Source organism: Sorangiineae bacterium MSr11954 (assembly GCA_037157815.1).
Taxonomy (GTDB): domain Bacteria; phylum Myxococcota_A; class Polyangia; order Polyangiales; family Polyangiaceae; genus Pendulispora; species Pendulispora albinea.
The window spans coordinates 5,638,211-5,655,745 of record CP089984.1 but is presented as its reverse complement, the minus strand read 5'-3'; the positions used below and the strand labels follow the sequence as shown (position 1 = coordinate 5,655,745).

Below are 17,535 nucleotides of genomic sequence, written 5' to 3'. Positions count from 1 at the left end.
TCGACGGCGGAGCTACCGCGTAACCGCCGTGGATACGGAAGGGGGTGGCGCGGCGGCCGGTGCGGCGGCGGGCTTCGCGGTGTTCTTCTCCTTCGCGACGGGCCCCATCAACGTGCGATAAATCTCGAACCAGCGAACGTAATGGCGAAAGGCGGGCAGCCCCTGTTTGACCATTTCGCTCATTTCTTGCTCCAGGCGCTTCGAGACATCGGGCGTCTTGGTGGCGGGGGCGAAGGCGGAGAGCTCCGCGGCGAGCCATAAAACGTCGAGTTGATCGGCGGAGGGCGCGCCCTTCGCGAGCTCGCGCAAGGTGCCGGCGTGCTCCAGCGCCTTTCCAATCGACTTGGCCGTGGTCGCCGCGTCGTGGCGCTCGATGGCGTTGTCGGCGAGCTGCGCCTCCGCCAGCATGAGCGCCTGCAGATCCTCCACCCGGTCCGTTCGCTCGTACTCCTTTTGGAGCAGCGAACGGCGCGTCTCGAGCGCCCGCGCCGCGGCGGCGGGCTGCCCGAGCCCCTGGGATGCTTGGGCGCGGAGCCCCGCGGCGATCGTGCGGTACGAGCGGACGACTTGCTCGTTCTCGGCGTGAGGCCACGCCAAGGTCGCCGCGAACTTGCGATCGTCGAGCAAGCGATCGACCTGGCCCAGATCGTCGAGCGCGCGCGCGGGCTTCTTGGCCCCCAGCGCGGCGGCGGCGTGCGCCAGCCGCACCACGAAGCGATTGTGCGCCGCGGCCGGCCCCCGATCGAGGTCGAGGAGCGGCAGCTCTTCGTCGTAGAGCGCGATGGCGCGGTCGAAGTTGCCCGCCGCCAGGTTGTAGAGCGCCGCGCGATCGAGCGCGATGATCCGATAGGGCAAGAGGCGCGGCGGTGCGTGATCGAGCGACGCGAGGGCCGCTTCGGCGGCGGTGGCCGCGTCCTTCTCGCGCCCGACGTGGAGGAGCGAGCGCGCCTTGGCGAGCCGCACCGCGAGGCCCTCCGAGTTCTCGGCGTAAGGGAGCTTGTCGCGGTCCTTCAGGTACCCGAGCGCCATGCGGTAGTTGCCGACTTGGGTGTGCAGGAGCCCCAGCTGCCCGAGCACCATCGCGCGGTAGCGGAGGTTGTTGCCCGAGAGCTCCATCGCCACCAAATAATGCGTGCCCGCGCGCTCGGCCGACGCCCGATCGCCCGTTCGAAGGTAGTCCTCGTGAAGCACCGCGCCGTACAGATCCCGCGCCATGCATTGGTTTTTGAGCTCGGCCCACTCCCCCATGAGCGAGTCGATGGCCTGCTTCACGGCCTTGGCGTGCTCCTCGCCCTCGAGCTTCGGCAGCTGCCGCGCCAGCAAATACGCGGTCACGAAGTGGGCGAGCGCCTCCGCGTCCTCGCCCTTGCGGCCGCGGTACTCGGCCTCGATGGCGGCCGGCTTGTGCCCCGCGCGCAGCCGCAGATCGATGGCCCCGACCACCGCCTCGTAGGAGTTCGTTCGCTTGGCGACCTCTTCGAAGATGACCCGCGCCTCATCGAGGCGCTGCGCGGCGCGACGGCGGAACGCGCGCCCGATCATGACCTGCGTGTAGAGGCGCTCGGCGCGGCGAGCCTCCTGGGTGCCGGGCTTGACGTCGTCGATGTACTCCTGCGCGATGGCCTCGACCACCGGATCCGCGTCGAGCTGGATCGCGCGCTGAACGGCGTCGAGCACGATCACGCGCCGGCGCTCGATGCCGGGGTGCTGCTCGTAAAAATCGATCAACTTCTTGCGCACCTCGGCGTTCTTTTCGGGGCGGATGGCGAGGACGATCCGCCCCAGATCGATCGCGAAGCCGAGCTCGGAGTCGCCGGGGATCGCCGCGCGTTCGCGGGCGAGGCGCGCGTCGGCCTCCGCCACGGGGAGCCCGCGGACCATCGCGCGCACGGCGGCGCGCGCATAGCGGAGCTGATCGTCGAGCGCGAGCCCCTTGCGGCCCGCGAGGCGCCGGCACGCTGCGATGAGCGCCTCCCGGTCGTCGAGCTGGCGGTATAGCTCGTCGGCGCGCTCGTAGTAGGCCTCCAGCACCGAGCGCGGCGTCTTGTCGGTGAGCGGCGCCGCCTCGAGCTCCGAGCGCGCCAGGGTTTTGTCCCCGATGTTGTCGGCGATCTCGCTGCGCACGAGGCGCGTGAGCACCGCCGCCGCGCGGCTGTCGTCGGGCGGGGTGGGCAGCTTGGCCATGCGCGCGCGCGACTGCTCGTCGAAGTCGCGAACCATGCGCCCGCGCTCGCGGTCGCGGAAGGCCTTGCGGTGCTCGATGAGCACGAAGAGCGCTTCTGCGAGGGCGTCGCTCTCGGGATCGTCGAGCGCGCCCACCCGCTTCGCGTAGAAATCGGCGGCATCGAACTCCTCCAGCTCGAGGTGGAGGCGCACCAGGCGCAACATCAGAAACCGCCGCCCGTCCAGGTTCGTGGCCAGCGCGAGCCGGTGGTGGTAGAGGATCTGCAGCCGCGCGTGCGAGCTCGCCAGCTCGATCTCGAGCCCCAAACGCTCCTTGGTCCAATTGCCCGGCACTTGGCCGTCGAGCGGCAACGAATACAAATCGAGGTTTCGCCCCCGCGAGCACGTCGTGATCAGCCGATCGGGCGTCGGCGCTGGGTACTGGCAATTCCACGACTCGTCGGTGAGCTGCACCGGCGCCCCCGCCACCGGCGCGCCGCGTCCATCTGCGCCGAACGACAGCGGGGCGCGAAACAGCACGCCATGGTCGCCGGCGTCGACGACGCCGTCGTGGTTCGAGTCGGTGAAGAACTGGACGAAGTAGAGCGAGCGCCCATCGCGCGCGAAGACGGGCTGGCCCGTGAGACCGGGGACGTCGATGGTCAACGTCGTCGCCGTGGACGGCGCCGGCGGTGCAGATGGTGCGGACGACGCGGACGACGCGGACGACGCGGACGGCGCCGACGATGCGGACGGCGCATCGAGCCGCACGGCCTCGAGCCGGTGCGCCGCGCGCGCCTGAAACGCCGGACCGACGACCCGCGTAGCCCCGCGCTCGAGCGGCACGTACACCAGCCAACGCCCATCGGGCGACACCGCGGGGCTCGTCAAGTTGCGATCGAGCAGCGGCCGCGCGGCGAGCTTCGACCCGGCGGACACCTCGAGGGCGCGAAGATCGCCCTCGATCGATACGCGCGCCACCAGCACGATGCGCTTGGAATCGATCCACTCCGCCAAGAGCGGCGACGACGACCCGCTGAGGCAGCGGCGCCCTTCACCGGAGGGCAGATCGCGCACGCACAGCTGCCCGGTCGCGTGCTCGCTGTACGAAATGTAGAGCAGCGATTTTCCGTCCGGGCTCACGCGCGGCCACGTCACCTCCGCGCCCTCGTCGAACAGGGCCTTGGCGCGCCCGTCGTCGACATTCTGCGCGTAAATTTCGTTGGTGGTATGGCGATTGGACACGAAGTAGAGCGTCTTTTTGTTCGGCGCGAGCTGGCCCAGGAACTGATCGGCCACGCCGACGGTGAGCCGCTCCGGACGGCGCACCCCGTCCTTCTCCTCGTCTTGCGCCCGAGCCCCGCCCGCCGCCGCGCACACAGCGAGCACCAGCGCCGAGGACGCGACGCGCCGGATCAGCATCGCTTGGCCTCCCAGCGCTCGGCCTCGCCCTCGATCCACGCGCCGCACACGACCCCACGGAGGTGCGCCTCGCGCCATGTGCGCCGGAGATCGTCCAGGGACGCGGCCGGGCGCTGCTCGTGCATCCAGCGCCAGAGTTGCGTGCGGGCGCCGTTCACGCGCTGGACGAGCTCGATCGAGTCCTCGTGGTCGGCCGTCCCGATGCAGGAGCCGTAGGTGTCGACCAAGAGACCGTCGCGACCTTCGCCGATGCAGTGCTGGACGAGCAGGCCGTCGATGCGATCGGCGTCGGTCAGCTCGGTGGCGTCGGTGAACCGCACCGGCTTGATCCCGAGCGCCTCGAACTGCTTCGGCGTCAGGGGCACGGGGCGCGGCGCGACGCTCACCCGATTGAGCTTGCGCTCCAAGTCGCCGAAGGAGCCGGAGGCCTGCTGCTCGAGCGCGGTCGCCCGGTCCACCATGACGATCTCCGGCGCGCCGATGCAGCCGAGCGACGCCAGGGCGAGGGATGCAAGAACGAGGACGCGAATCATGGCTCTCTCTTGGACGAGGGGAAGACGGGGCCCACGAACCGATCGATGAGCGGCCCGATGGGAATTCCGCGAATGTCGCCGACGCTCACCAGCCGGGCCAGGCCACCGAAGGTGACGTGGACGCTCGCGAAGCCGTGATTGAACGTGACGCGAAGCCGATCGGGGTACCCGAAGCCGAGGGCGCTGCGCACCCGGTTGAACGCCGGATCGGCGTGAAAGGGATCCTGGAGATCCAAGAGATCGATGAAATGCCGTTTGCCGATTTGCAGGATGTCGGCGCGCCCTTCGATGCTGTGCTCGCCCGCCGAGATCGCGAGCGCCGCGTTGCCGGAGAACGGCTCGCCGCGCGACGACTTCACCCCATCGGCGCGCACGTGCATGTCGAGGGTCGACTCTTCGCCGTTCCAGTCGAGCGCGCAGAGTCCGGTGACCCGCCCGCCGCGGATGCCCATCTCGAACTGGCGGAGCGAAATGATGTTTTGCTCGATTTGCAGGTTGCCCACCAGCGGCGAAATCGAGACTTGCGGGAGCACCAAGCTGCGAATCGAAATGAAGCTGCCGCGGCTGAGCAGCGGGTGCTGATCGGCGAACCGGAGCGCCGAGAACGGATTGTCCCGGTCCTCGCGGATCATGCGCACCCCGTTTTTGCCCACGCGAAGGGCCACCGAGATCGGCACCTCGCCGTCTGCCCCTTCGACCACCACGCCGGAGCGCGGCAAGCGCACCGTCGCGCCCGCGACCCGCGCATCGGCGCTCACGCGAAACGTGGAGAGATTGGGCGACTCGAGCTGAAACGCCACATCGCTCGTGCCGCGTCCCTGCAAAAGCCCCGGCGCGTTCGACAGCCGCGCGAGATCTTGATGGAGGGTGCCGCGCAGGGCCAGGCGGCGCTGGCTCTCGTTGGGATCGAAGGCCCCCGCGACCGAGAGCTTGGTCCCGCCCGCGCCATTGGCGATCTCCAAGCTGGAGACCTGGATGACGCCATGGCGATCGCGGCGCGCGACCAGGGCGGCGGTCGCATGGCCGATCGGATACATCGACACGACGTCCTGCTTGAGCGCCTCCACCGCCGTGCGCTGGGTCAGCTCGATGCGCGGCTCGGCGAGATCGCCCTCGAGCGACGCGGTGATCTCGTCGCGCAGCCCGGCCACGTCGAAGTCGCGCGTACCGCTGGCGACATGGAGCGCGCCCATCGCCAGGTGGCCCGAGACCGTTCGCCGCTCGCCCTTGGTCCCGAGCTTGGCCGCGAGGGTGACCTCCGGCGCCCGGAGCGCGGTGTTGCCATCGCTCCAGTGGAGCTGCTTGGCGTGCAGATCGAGCGACCCATCGAGCCAAGCCGTCCGGCGCAAGGCCGGCTGAAGTCGCAGCACCCCGTTGCGATCCACGTCGGCGACGGCGCCCACGAGCGCGCCGTGCCCGGCCACCCCGACCTCGAGCTTCGAGAGGTCGAGCCCTCGCAGCGCGGGCACCACCGACGCAAACGTCGCCAAGGGCGCGAGCCGCGCGGCGCTCCCCTCGATCGCGTACGTGACGGCGCGCCGGTCGCGATCGAACGCGAGCGCGGTGGAGAGCTTGGCCTGCGCGCGCCCCTCGGTGGCCAGCCGGAGCTGGAGCGCCAGCGCCTCGCGATCGAGCGCCGCGGCAAATGTCACGCGGTCGTCGCTGGCGTTCGCCCCGTCGACCGTGAGCTTCTCGAAGCGCACATCGCCGTCGAGCGCCGGGTGGAGCATCGAGCCCTTGGCGTCGAGGACGAGCGCCACCGAGCGGGCCGACACCTTCTCGTAGGCCGGGTGCTCGATCGCGATCTCGGCGTGCTGCTCCAGCGACGGCGCCGCCCCGAAGATCCGCTCCACCCGCCCGCGCGATCGAAGGGTGGCCGCCATGCGCTCGAGCGGGACCTTCTTCGCCACGTCCGGCGGCAAGAACGGGCGCACGGGCCCCAAGGTGGGCGCGTTCGACTCGAGCGCGAGCTGAAGATCGTCGACGCCCTTCGTCGCGTCCAACTTTGCATGAACGGCGCCCGCCTCGAGCGCAACGTGCGCCGTCCCGCGGCTCGCGCGCGGGCGTTCGAGATCGGGCTGCGCCCCATCGATGGCCACGCCCACATGAATCGGCGTTTGGGCGAGGGGATGTCCGCCCGCGTCCGTGAGCTCGAGCCCCGCGGCGTTCACGTCCGCGTTCAGCGCATACGGAGCGCGCCCCGAGAGCGACGTTTGGCTGCGAAGGGTGAGCCGATCGAGCTTCGCGCGAAGGGAAGGCGTCCCCAGATCGAGCGACGCGAGCTCCGTGGTCACCGTGATGGCACCGCGGCTCGCGAGCGGCGCCGCGCGATCGATGGCGAGCCGCTCGACCCGAACCCCGAGCTTCCCCCCGCGCGCCGCGATCCGCGTGCCCCCGCGCGGCGCCCGATCCCCCGAGGTGAGCGCCGCGACGTCGAGGGTCGCGTTGCCGGTGAGCGCGCCATCGCCCGCTTGCGTGGCCATCACGTCCAGGGCAACGCCCTTCATGGCAACGTTGTCGGTCCGCGTGGCGATCGTTCCCTCGTCGATGGATAGCGACGCCTTCACCGTCAAGCTCGCATCGGCCGCCGGCTCGACATGCGCCGACAGCTTGGCGAGGCCGACGTCGACATCGGCCTCGGGCCGATCGAGCTTCACGTCCGCGAAGTCGGCATCGATGGCCACCTTCGCGTCCGCGTTCAAGCGCGGCAACGCATCGAGCGCCAGGTTGTCGACCCGGTAGTGAAGCTGCCCGCGCCCGAGGCGGGGGCGCACCGGCACGAGATCGTGTGGAAGCATCGCCAAGAGCCGCACGAAATCGACGTCTCCGGCCGCATGCCGGACGAAGGGAGGCCCCGCATCCGGCAGCTCCAGCGCGCCTTCGACCGTCACGATGCCGCCCGCGCCCCGGGCGCTCGGGATCGCGATCGTCGTTCTTCCGAGGCCCGGATCGAGGCGGGCCCGCGCCTCCGCATGAAGCACGTGGGTCGCGCCCAGGCCTTGGACGAACGACTGCTTCGGGACCTCGAGATCGACGGTCGCCGTCAGCTCGGACGACGTCAGATCCGCGGCCAGCCAAAAGCGCCCGTGGGCATCGCCTGCCGGCGCGCTGCCCTGCTCGCGTGCAACATCGAGATCGAGCGGCGCCGACGCCGCCCCGAGGGTCGCGCGCAGATGCCAAGCGCCGCCCTCGGACTCCGCGCCCGCATGGAGCGCGACACCTTTGAGCGCCATGCGCTCGATCACCTGGCCCTTATCGGTGCGCACCAACGTGGCCGCGAGGCCCGTGACGTCGATGGCTGGCAGCTTGGGCGCCAGCGAATCCAACGTGCTCGCACGGTGCGAGAGCGGCACCTTCGGCTCCGGCGGCGACGTGGCCGGCCCCTGCGGTCCAAGGCCATCGAACGATGTCCTTCCGTTCTCGTCGAGCACGACTGTCAGCGCGACATCCGTCGCCGTGACCCGTGCGATGCGGCGTCCGCTTCCGGTGACTAAAGCCGATGACCAGCCCGCTTCAACCCGGCCAATCCGAGCAAGCTCGGGCGCGACGGCCCGCACCTCCGCAGGCGACTGCACGACGACATCGTCGATGGTGATGCCCTCGCGCAGCCGCAGATGGACCGCGTGGTAATCGACGTCGATCCCCGCCATGGAGTGCGCGAGCGCGCGCACGCGCCCTTTGATCCACGGGTGATCGAGGTTGTAAAGGACGGCCAAGGCGACGATGACCGCGCCCGCGAAGAGGACCCCGAGGCCAAGGAGCACCCGGCGTAGCCACCGCCATCGCCGCGTGCGGAATCGGGGTTCGTGTGCCGGGGGGACACTCTCGTGCATGCGCATCCGTCGACCCATGATGGGCCGTACGGGCGCACTCTACTCAATTCTTGGACCCCGCGCACCTGGGGGTGTCGGATGCCGCGCACCCGGGTCAAGGCACGCCGACGGCGGCCCACGCGGCCGCGACGGACTCGACCTCGTCCCGCGTGTAGCCGAGATTCGTGGCGGCGAGGCGCGTCGTCGATTTCGCCCGCGCGAAGGTGGTGTTTTCGAGGAAGAAATCTCGGTTTGCGCGATAGAAGATCCGGAACGCCTTCTCGAAGCCGACACCGTTGACGGTGATGGTGGTCTTGCCGCGCGGGTGCTTGCCACCTTGCGCCAAGAGGTAGAAGGCAAGGTTTCCAATGCCCGAGGCGTAGTGCAGGTCGACGCCCGCGTCGAAGTCCGGGTAATAATCGATAGAACGACCGTCTTTCTTCGGATCATTCAAGTAGCGAAGGGCGTCACCGGGGATGCCGGGCGTGTAGACGTCCTCGGCAAACTGCCATGTGCGTGCATCCAGGACCCGGCCGCGCGTGTACCATTCGACGACCGCACCAAAGATGTCCGCGAGCGATTCGTTCAAGGCGCCCGGCTCACCCGAGTACCTCAAGGCCGAGCTGCGATCGATCATGCTGTGGGTCGCCTCGTGAGCGGTGAGGTCGATCGAGTCGACGGGGGCCGAAAAGTTGGCGCCATCGCCATCGCGAAAAACGATTTGCGAGCCATTCCAAAACGTGGGCGTGGCGCCGCTGCCACCGTAGTGAACGGCGCTATGCAACTTCCCATCGCTACCGCCGAGGGTATCAAGCGAGAAAAGGTCATTGTATGCATCATACACCGATCCCAGCCTCAAATAGTTCACGTCCACGGTCGGATCGGAGCCGGGTCCTGGCGAAATCGCGAGCGGGCACGGAAGGTTGAGGGGCGGTTTGCGAGGGTCCGGACGGCAGGTATGCACCACGGGAAGCTTGGCGCCCTGGATGTGGGAAATCGTGTCTACGATCGCGCCATCCACGGCGTTGACCAGCACCGTATCGACGACGGGCGAGCCATCCGGTTCCGTGCCGGTCACGTTCACCTCGTAAACGAGGGCGAGCGAATCGCCCGCGTCGTCGATGCGATAGGCCAAGGGAGGATGCGGCTCGGCTCGGGCGCCGATCCGTCCGGCCAGCGCACGCGCGATGGCTCGCGCCGGAGAAAGAACCGGCGCCGCCGGCGCCTCGCGATCCGCTCGGGCGCTGCCGTTGACGGCATAGACCTTCCCCGCGCGCCGATGGACCATGAGCTCACCGCCGATCACCCGGAGCCCATTCTTGAACTGCGCATAGCGCGTATGAACGTCGCCCTGCTCGTCGGTGGTTTCCTTCGTCACCACGAGCTCCTTGGGATCGGCGTGGAGCTCGCGGAACGAAGCCGAAAGATCGGAGAGCGTCGAAAGATCCGAAATACCCGACGGCGCGGAGTGCTCCGTGACGTGGCCCGCGTCGTTGGACGAACAAGCCAGGAGCGTGAGCCCCACGAGCGAAAGCCATGAACGGTGAATGACCGGCATTTCCAACTTCATGAGGGACCTCGCGGTGGAAAGGGAAGGGATATCTGCGCACTTCAATGCACGGCGGTACCTTTGCCGTCGTCGTCCGACGTAGCGAGCATGATCTGCTTGGTGAACCCGGTGATCGCCGCGCGGACGGAGGGCAATGTATCGACGACCAGCTCGCCCCCGTTGGCGCCCACCCACGCCGGCTCGATATCGCCGTCGCTCGATTGCATGCGGATGATGCTCCGCGTGCACAGATCGAGGACGCTGCCCGTGTACCGTGTGGATTTCGAGCCATCGGGGTAGGTGAATTCGACCGTGCAAATCCTACCGAGAACGGTGGTCCCCGGAGGAACGTCGCTGGCGAGCACCACGTCGTAATAGTACGTGGTCGAGGAAACGGATGTCGTCTGCATGGGTGACCTCGGATTGAGTCAATGTGGGTTGGCCTAGTGCATCGTCGTCTGCAAATGCAGTTGAGGTCGCAATACCCGTACCGATGAACATCGCGCTGTTTCACGCGATCCTCACGCCCCTCACGCCCGCGGGGAGGTGGTGGAAGCTCGAGCCCGAGGCCAACCGCGCCAGACGAGAGCCAATCCGGCCAAGCGAGACCAAACGAGGAAGACGTTGCGTCAACGGCGGACGCGGGCCCGTCTTCGGGTGACGTGGCTCGATGAAGGTGCGTGTCGCAAACGCGATGCGGCGCGTGCCGGCCCTCTCTCTTTTGGTGCATTTCTCCTTTGGTGCATTGCGATCAACGTTTGCCGTCCGCCGCGCCCGCTCGCGCACGCGGAGCCAAAATGGCCGCGAGAAGGTCCGGCTTGGTCGGATTGCGCTCGAGGTGAGGATAGCGGCCGCCTTGGTTCCAGCTCACGCGGCACGTTCGATAGAGGCCATCCCGCTCCGTAAGGAGCTCGATGGACGAATCCGCTCCTTTGCTGGCGGCAATCGCCTTGCGCAAAACATCCGCCGCGTACTTTCGGCCATTGACGGCCACCACCGTGGCCCCGGGCTGCAATCCGGCGCGGGCGGCGGGGCCGAGCGGCCGCCATTGACGGCCCGATAGGGTATCGAGCGCGCTCGCGATGGTCGCCAGCTCGTCCTTTGCATCTTGCACGGATTCGATGCCGCTGCGGGTCGCGAGAAGCCAGCCGTAATACTGCGTCAGCCCTTCGTAAATCCAGAGCAGCTCGTCGTGCAACGGCTCTTGGTAGTCGAATGTGGCGTGCCCTTTGGGCGCCTGTACTTTCCGTTCCACGAGTGCGCGAACTCGTGCGCGAGGAGCCACCGCGCCGAGCGAAAATCGTCCTCCTTCGAGAAGATGCTGGCCGGCGCCACATCCAGGCTCGAACGATGGTGCTCGAAGCCGCTGCCATCCTCGACGGCGCTGCTCAATAAGTACAAAAAGGTATATCTGTCATAATGACGCGCACCAAAAAGGGCCGCAGCCTCGCCGACCAGGGCGCGGTACGCGGCGATCTGCTTCTCGTTCACCGCGAGCGCGTCCTCCGTCTCCGCCACCAGCTCCATGGAATGGGGCGCACCCAAGGCCGTTCCCAGATCGATCGAGCGGCCATAGCGCCCCAGGATCACGGGTGAATCGACGAGCATCTCCAATGAAACTGGCTTGAATGTGAGCGTACCTCCGCCCTCGGAGGCTACCGACAAAGGTGTGGCATACCGCCAGTCGGGTGGGATATCCGCGCGCGCCTCGACCTGCAAATCGCGCGGGCGAGCCCCTTTTGGATAAAGCACCACGCGATGCCAATTGAGATCGGATGCCCCCGCCGTCGCGCCAAACCGTGTTTCGACGACGACATCCAGGTCGACGTCGACCGCGTTGCTCCCAGCGGGCACGTTCACCGCGAACTCGGATGTTCGCTCGGGATCGCGCCGCCAAGGCAGCGATTTTCCGCCGGCCGAAATGCGCAACCCCATGATGTCCGCGACATTCCCCGTCGGGCCATGGTCGCCGGGGATCCACTTCGGATAAACGAGGGTCAACGGCCCAGGCCTCGCGGGCACCCGAATTTTGGCGTGCAAAACCATTTGCGCAGCCTCACGCGCATCGACATGCACCGTCATCGGAGGAAGAATCGATGGTGGCCGGACGGGGGCGGCCGAGGCCTCCGGTGGGCAACCGTCCAGTCCCAGAACGGTTGGAATGAGCCACAATAGTGCGGTTTTTCTCATGGCTTGATTGGCTCCGTCGTTGCCACCTCGCCCCGTTTTCACGTCGATGCGTGTCGAAGGGACACAGCGAGCACGTGATGCTACGCGCTGACGTGCGGCATGAGCAAGCCAGGGGGCGAGTACCCTCAATGCCTTCGATTCACAGTTGAATTGAAATTTGCCGATGCGACAATCGGTCGGCGCGACGGGATAGGCTCTATGCCGATGGGCGGGTGAATGGTTGTGCTTATCGAGCTATTCTGGAAGTTGTGAAAAGTACCTAAATGCATATGCGGGCACGGACGTCGCGAAAGCGCTCGGATCGTGTATGATCGAGCGCATACGTGAACCTCCCCGTTCGCATAGGCGACGTCCTCGCATCGAAGTATCGGGTCGAGACCATCCTCGGCGCGGGGGGCATGGGGGTCGTCGTCGCTGCGCGTCACGAGCGCCTCGGATCGCTCGTGGCGCTCAAATTCATGCTTCCCCAGGCGCTCGAGAATGATGAAGCGCGCGCGCGATTCAATCGGGAGGCGCGCGCCGTCGCGCGATTGCGGGGCGAGCATATCGCGCGCGTCATCGATTTCGGTGAGCTCGACACGGGGGCGCCGTACATCGTCATGGAGTTCCTCGAGGGATCCGACCTCGCCGCCGTGCTGCAAGAGCGCGGTCCGCTCCCAATCCGGGAAGCGTTGGCTTACGTGCTGGACGTGTGCAAGGCGATGGAAGAGGCTCATAAAGCCGGGATTGTGCACCGCGATCTCAAGCCCAAGAACTTGTTCCTCACCCATCGCCCCGATGGAACACCGCTGGTGAAGGTGCTCGACTTCGGCATCTCCAAGCTCCTCGATGGGAACGATGGCATGCATGCGATGTCCACCCGGACGGACTCGTTTCTAGGGACTCCCATCTTCATGTCCCCCGAGCAGGTCCAGAGTGCGAAGTATGTCGATGCACGAACGGACATTTACGCACTTGGCGCGGTGATCTACCGCCTGACGACGAAGCGTTTCCCGTTTCGTGCAAGATCGTTCGGAGAGCTCTTCGCGCGTATTTTTCATCAGAAACCCATTCCTCTCCGCACCGCGCTTCCCGATGCGCCCATCGCGCTGGAGGCGATCGTCGCGCGTTGTTTGCAAAAGGATCCAAAGGCGCGTTTTCAGAGCGTAACGGAGCTCGCAGCGGAGCTTCGCGCGGTCGTCGAGTCGATGGAAAGCTCGGCGCGGGATGTCCATCGCCCGGGCGCCATCCCCGCGGAGGAAGAGCACCCCCGTGGGGCCGACTCGCACGCCGGAGCAGCCTCTCTGGAGACGCTCTCAGCGTCTCGTGATCCAAGCAGGGTGATGCCCCCTGCACCGAGTCAACCACCGGCCGCCGAACCGCCCTCCGCACCCGACGTGCCGATCACTTCCGGTGACGTGTTGGTGTCGTCGGTTACCTTCGGTTCGAGAAAGTCAAAACCGACGTACGTCCGCCGTCGAGGCGCTCTCGCGTTCATCGCGACGTTCATCGTGATCGTGGCGGGGGGCTTTTTGCTGCATCTGCGGGGTCAGCGTGCGAAGGTACCCCCTCGGGTCGAGGTGCCGTTGCAGGTAGAGACCACGCAGGCTGACGTTGCGCCTGCGAGCGCATCCCCCACCACGAGCGCGACCGCCGCACCATCGGCTTCGATAAAAGACGTGGCTCCAGCGATCGATGCAAAGGGAGCCCCCGTCGACGTACCCCGTGTGACTGTCCGAGCGCGACCCGACCGTCGCACCAAGAAACCAACGAAAACTCCCGCAGCCACCACATCACACCTTCCGTATGAAGAACTTTACGATGAAAAGCCGGGGCCGACGTCCAGGCGTTAGCTTTCTTTTCCTCGTTGTCGCCGCGGCCGCGATGCTCGAACCACGCTCGGCGGCGGCTCGGCCATCGATGCCGAGAGAGCGCGCGCGACGCGGCCGAACACAACGAACGAGCCTTCGAGGCGGGACGTCGAACCGACGCCGAGGTGGTGAGGCTCGCGTTCCTCCAGGCGTATGGCTGGGTCCCGACCGCGGGAACGCTTTGGAATCGACTCATTGCCGAGGCGGACTCGAATCGTCCGATCGAAGCGTTGAAACACGCGAGAATGTCGTGGAGGCCTCGCTCGGCAACGGAACGCATTGGACCTCGCCTGCAATGGCGGGCGTCCGATTCCAAGCACACTTCGAGGGGACACCATGAGCAAAGCCAACGGGATGAGCATCGTTGGGTGGGGGCTAGTGACCTTGCTCGTGGGCGGATGCCCACCCGCCGTTCCCGATTTATGTTCGGGGGCCGAGTGCGGATCACCCGGGGGAGGGGGCTCGATCGCGATCGAGGGCAATCCGTCGCGAAGGATTCGGCAGGGGTACGGCGCAGAGCCGACCAATGTTGCCGCCGTCGTGCACGTGACGGGGCACAACTTCGATGGCGCGACGGCGGTCCGCATCGGCAATGCGCCGAATGCCATCGACGGGGTCATCGTGGCAAGCACCTCGACGGAGCTTACGTTTACATTGCCCGTTCCGCATGGCGCCCCCATCGGATCGCAACCGCTCAACGTGACGACGGCCGCGGGGCAGGTGACCATTGCGGATGCCGTGACCATTACCGCGATCACGGCCGCCCCCTCGGGCGAGGATGCGCGCGATGTTCGCATCGGTTCGACCGGCACCGACGAGAGACCACTGCGATCGCTCGCAAAAGCCGCGTCCCTCGCGCGGGCGGGCGACACGATTTTTCTCAAGGATGGCATCTACGATGAGGCCCACGGCGAAACGTTTGGGGCCGTGACGAATGCACCCTTTCGGGTTACATCGAACGTCCCTGCCGATGTTACGATCAAGGGAGAGAGCGTCGCCGGTACCAAGATCATGGGGCCCGGCTCGAAGAGCACGGGTGTCTGCGGGCTCGTTCCCGCGGGGAACGTGCGCATCGAAACGTTGGATATTTCGGGGTTCGACTTTGGGGTCTTTCTCATCAATGCCGATGGCGCCGTCAAAAACGTCTCCGTGCACGCTTGTACAACGGGATTGCGTGTCGAAAAGTCGGCAACGGAAACGCGCGAGATCAAGTTTACGCTGGACGCGTCGAGGGTCTACGAGAATACCTCGACGGGCATAAGTTCATCCGGCCTGCCGATTTCCGTGGCCGACACGGAGATCGATCACAACGGGGCCGGCCAAGCTGGAGGTGGCCCCGGGATCGAGGGTGCCGGAGGCGCGACGCTCACCGGCGTGAATATTCAAGATAACGCCGGGTACGGCTACCGTGGTGTGCAAACACCATCTCCGGATACGCCGCTGGTCGTGACGAACAGTTCCTTCGTGAATAACTCCCTCGCGGCAATCGTGCTACTTGGCAGCAGTGTAACCGGCTCATGGTCCGTCAAGATTCGCGACTCGCGATTCATCGACAACAATCAAGTTGTTCTCGTCAATGTGCCCTTCACCCAATTCGATCTTGGAACGGAGAACAGCCATGGAATGAATCAATTCACCATCCGTTGGAATGGCGAGGGTATCGTTAACGCTCGCAACGCCACGTCGGAGTCTCTTCCTCCCATCCGCGTGTTCGGAAACACCTGGACCATCCGGGGGGACGCTGGTTCCGCCATCCCTCCGAGCGGATGCTCGAACCAAAACTCCCCAAGCACCCCCAAGCCCCCATATCATTGGCGCATCGACCAACCCGGCACATGCCTTTCCACTGGAAAGCACACTGGAAACGTGATCGTCAACTAGGGGGTCACGAGAAAGCCGCTCCGCAGCGATCATCACGAAGCGACGCCGCGCGTCCTGCCGCGACGCGCCGGGGCGCGTTCACCGCGAACTTGGATGCTCGCTCGGGATCGGCCGCCACGGCAGCGATTTTTCCGCCGTCCACGATCCGCCGTCCAGCGATATCGGTCACATCTCCGAATGGTCCATGGTCACCCGGGATCCATTTCGGATAATAAAGGAGGGGCAGCGGCGCTAACGTGGCAGGCCCTCGGAGGTGGGGGTGCCGCATCATTCGCGGCGCGTCACGCGCATCCACGCGCACCGTCATGGGGAGGGCGGAGGATGGTCTCGTGGGAGCGGTCGAGGCTTCCCGGCGTGCAGGCGCCCGATCCCAGGATGGTCGAAATGAGCCACCATCCCACGGTTTTTCACATGCGGCTCCACCTTCGAACGCGACGTCGAGAGCGGGCGCGTGCTAGCGCAACCATTCAATGGGCCGGATGACGAACGGACCTCGTGGATGCCTCAGCCATAGTTGTGCATATGCATCTATCCCCGAAGTTGTAAAAAGCACCTGAATGGATATGCGACGCCGGACACCGCGAAATGGGTCGAATCGTGTACTATCGGACCTACGTCCGTGAACCTCCCCGTTCGCATAGGCGATGTCCTCGCATCGAAGTATCGGGTCGAGGGTATCCTCGGCGCGGGGGCCATGGGGATTGTCGTCGTGGCGCGTCACGAGCATCTCGGATCCCTCGTGGCGCTCAAATTCATGCGCCCCGACGCCGTCGAGAACCGTGAAGCGCGCGACCGGTTCAATCGGGAGGCACGTGCCGTTGCACGATTGCGGGGCGAGCATATCGCGCGCGTGCTCGATTTCGGGGCGCTCGACACCGGGGCGCCGTACATCGTCATGGAGTTTCTCGAGGGGGCCGATCTCGCGGCCGTGTTGGAGGAGCGCGGCCCGCTCCCAATCCGTGAAGCGTTGGCGTATGTGCTGGACGTTTGCAAGGCGATGGAAGAGGCGCATCGCGCGGGGATCGTTCACCGCGATCTCAAGCCCAAGAACCTGTTTCTCACCCATCGCCCCGACGGAACGCCGCTCGTGAAGGTGCTCGACTTCGGCATCTCCAAGGTCGTCGATGCCAACGAGGACCTTCAAGCGATGTCCACGCGAACCAGCTCGTTCCTCGGGACGCCCATCTTCATGTCCCCCGAGCAGATTCGAAGTGCCAAGTATGTCGATGCGCGAACGGACATTTACGCACTTGGCGCGGTGATCTACCACCTGGTGACGAAGGGCTTCCCATTTCACGCCGAATCGTTCGGAGAGCTCTTCGCGTGCATCTTTCACCAAGAGCCTACTCCTCTTCGCGCCAAGCGCCTCGACGCGCCCATGGCGCTGGAGGCGATTGTCGCGCGTTGTTTGCAAAAGGAGCCGAGCGCACGTTTTCAGAACGTCGCGGAGCTCGCGACCGAGCTTCGCAAGCTGTTGGAGTCTCCGGAGAGCGCCTTCGGACGCGTCGAGCACACCTCCCGTGATGGAGCGCAGACCCGCAACCCGGATGCGCGTGGCGGAGTGCCTTCCTCGGAAACGCTCACGGCGTCACATGATCCAAGCAAGGAGCCCCCCGCCTTACCGAATGTCCCACCGGCTGCCGAACCTCCCTCCGCCCATGATATGCAGAACACTTTCGGTGAGGTGTTGGTGTCCTCGCTCGCCTTCGGCGGGAGCCGATCGAGGCCGGCCTACATTCTCCGTGCCGGGCTCGCGCTGGTCGCGACGTTCGTCTTGGTCGTGACGGGAGCCTTTTTGTCGCATATGCAACGTCAGAGCGCGAGCGAACCTCGTCCCATCGACGAGACGTCGGCGGCGAAGACAAGCTCGCCAGAACCTACGTCGACGCGCCAATCCCAGCAGATCGTCGCGCTCGTCGCGCCTGTCGCGCCTGTCGCGCCTGTCGCTTCGATGCAAACGGCCACTCCATCGACCGATGCGGGGGTAGCCACCGACCAAACATCCCGTGCGACGGTGGGACCCCGAGTCGAGGGTGTTTCCAAGAATCCAACGAAATCGCCCGCAGCGCTCCCATCATCCCTTCACTACGAAAGACTTTACGAGCATGAGCAGGGGTCGTCGCCGCGCCAGTAGC

The 17,535-nt window shown here is 66.2% G+C and carries 10 protein-coding genes; 3 read left to right on the top strand and 7 right to left on the bottom strand.

Going from position 1 to position 17,535, the window contains the following annotated elements; translation table 11 throughout:
- Positions 1 to 12: 12 nt before the first annotated feature.
- The 7 genes from LZC94_21735 to LZC94_21705 all read right to left on the bottom strand — a co-directional run bounded on the left by LZC94_21735 (position 13) and on the right by LZC94_21705 (position 11,561).
- Positions 13 to 3,585, bottom strand: coding sequence for a hypothetical protein (locus tag LZC94_21735; protein WXB19832.1), 3,573 nt, complete (start codon positions 3,583 to 3,585; stop codon positions 13 to 15).
- Positions 3,579 to 4,118 carry a DUF1318 domain-containing protein gene (locus tag LZC94_21730; GenBank protein ID WXB19831.1) on the bottom strand — a complete coding sequence of 180 codons (540 nt, stop codon included), beginning with the start codon at positions 4,116 to 4,118 and terminating at the stop codon, positions 3,579 to 3,581. The genes LZC94_21735 and LZC94_21730 overlap by 7 nt, the downstream gene beginning before the upstream one ends.
- A complete protein-coding gene (locus LZC94_21725) occupies positions 4,115 to 7,882 on the bottom strand; it encodes a hypothetical protein (protein ID WXB19830.1) in 3,768 nt (1,255 codons plus the stop codon). Before LZC94_21725 ends, LZC94_21730 begins: the two co-directional genes overlap by 4 nt.
- A gap of 163 nt (positions 7,883 to 8,045) precedes the next feature.
- Entirely contained in the window at positions 8,046 to 9,500 is a 1,455-nt protein-coding gene (locus LZC94_21720; GenBank protein WXB19829.1) for a M4 family metallopeptidase, read from the bottom strand.
- Positions 9,501 to 9,541: 41 nt separating this feature from the next.
- Positions 9,542 to 9,889: a hypothetical protein gene (locus tag LZC94_21715; GenBank protein WXB19828.1), complete on the bottom strand. Its 348-nt coding sequence runs from the start codon at positions 9,887 to 9,889 to the stop codon at positions 9,542 to 9,544.
- A 341-nt stretch (positions 9,890 to 10,230) separates the two neighbouring features.
- Positions 10,231 to 10,734, bottom strand: coding sequence for a hypothetical protein (locus LZC94_21710; GenBank protein ID WXB19827.1), 504 nt, complete (start codon positions 10,732 to 10,734; stop codon positions 10,231 to 10,233).
- The gene (locus LZC94_21705; GenBank protein ID WXB19826.1) at positions 10,641 to 11,561 is read right to left on the bottom strand and encodes a hypothetical protein; all 921 of its coding nucleotides are present in this window, start codon (positions 11,559 to 11,561) and stop codon (positions 10,641 to 10,643) included. The genes LZC94_21710 and LZC94_21705 overlap by 94 nt, the downstream gene beginning before the upstream one ends.
- 506 nt (positions 11,562 to 12,067) lie before the next feature.
- Here LZC94_21705 and LZC94_21700 point away from each other — a divergent pair.
- The 3 genes from LZC94_21700 to LZC94_21690 all read left to right on the top strand — a co-directional run bounded on the left by LZC94_21700 (position 12,068) and on the right by LZC94_21690 (position 17,534).
- Complete coding sequence (locus tag LZC94_21700; protein ID WXB20225.1) at positions 12,068 to 13,501, top strand: serine/threonine protein kinase; 1,434 nt, start codon at positions 12,068 to 12,070, stop codon at positions 13,499 to 13,501.
- A gap of 639 nt (positions 13,502 to 14,140) precedes the next feature.
- On the top strand, positions 14,141 to 15,400 hold the full coding sequence (locus LZC94_21695) for a DUF1565 domain-containing protein (GenBank protein ID WXB19825.1): 1,260 nt from the start codon (positions 14,141 to 14,143) through the stop codon (positions 15,398 to 15,400).
- Between the two features lie 514 nt (positions 15,401 to 15,914).
- The gene (locus LZC94_21690) at positions 15,915 to 17,534 is read left to right on the top strand and encodes a serine/threonine protein kinase (GenBank protein ID WXB19824.1); all 1,620 of its coding nucleotides are present in this window, start codon (positions 15,915 to 15,917) and stop codon (positions 17,532 to 17,534) included.
- Position 17,535: the final 1 nt, after the last annotated feature.

Excerpts from the sequence above, each read along its gene's own strand:
- LZC94_21735 (WXB19832.1), bottom strand. The coding sequence starts at position 3,585 with ATGCTGATCCGGCGCGTCGCGTCCTCGGCGCTGGTGCTCGCTGTGTGC.
- LZC94_21705 (WXB19826.1), bottom strand. The coding sequence starts at position 11,561 with ATGACGGTGCATGTCGATGCGCGTGAGGCTGCGCAAATGGTTTTGCAC.
- LZC94_21730 (WXB19831.1), bottom strand. The coding sequence starts at position 4,118 with ATGATTCGCGTCCTCGTTCTTGCATCCCTCGCCCTGGCGTCGCTCGGC.
- LZC94_21700 (WXB20225.1), top strand. The coding sequence starts at position 12,068 with ATGGGGGTCGTCGTCGCTGCGCGTCACGAGCGCCTCGGATCGCTCGTG.
- LZC94_21720 (WXB19829.1), bottom strand. The coding sequence starts at position 9,500 with ATGAAGTTGGAAATGCCGGTCATTCACCGTTCATGGCTTTCGCTCGTG.
- LZC94_21715 (WXB19828.1), bottom strand. The coding sequence starts at position 9,889 with ATGCAGACGACATCCGTTTCCTCGACCACGTACTATTACGACGTGGTG.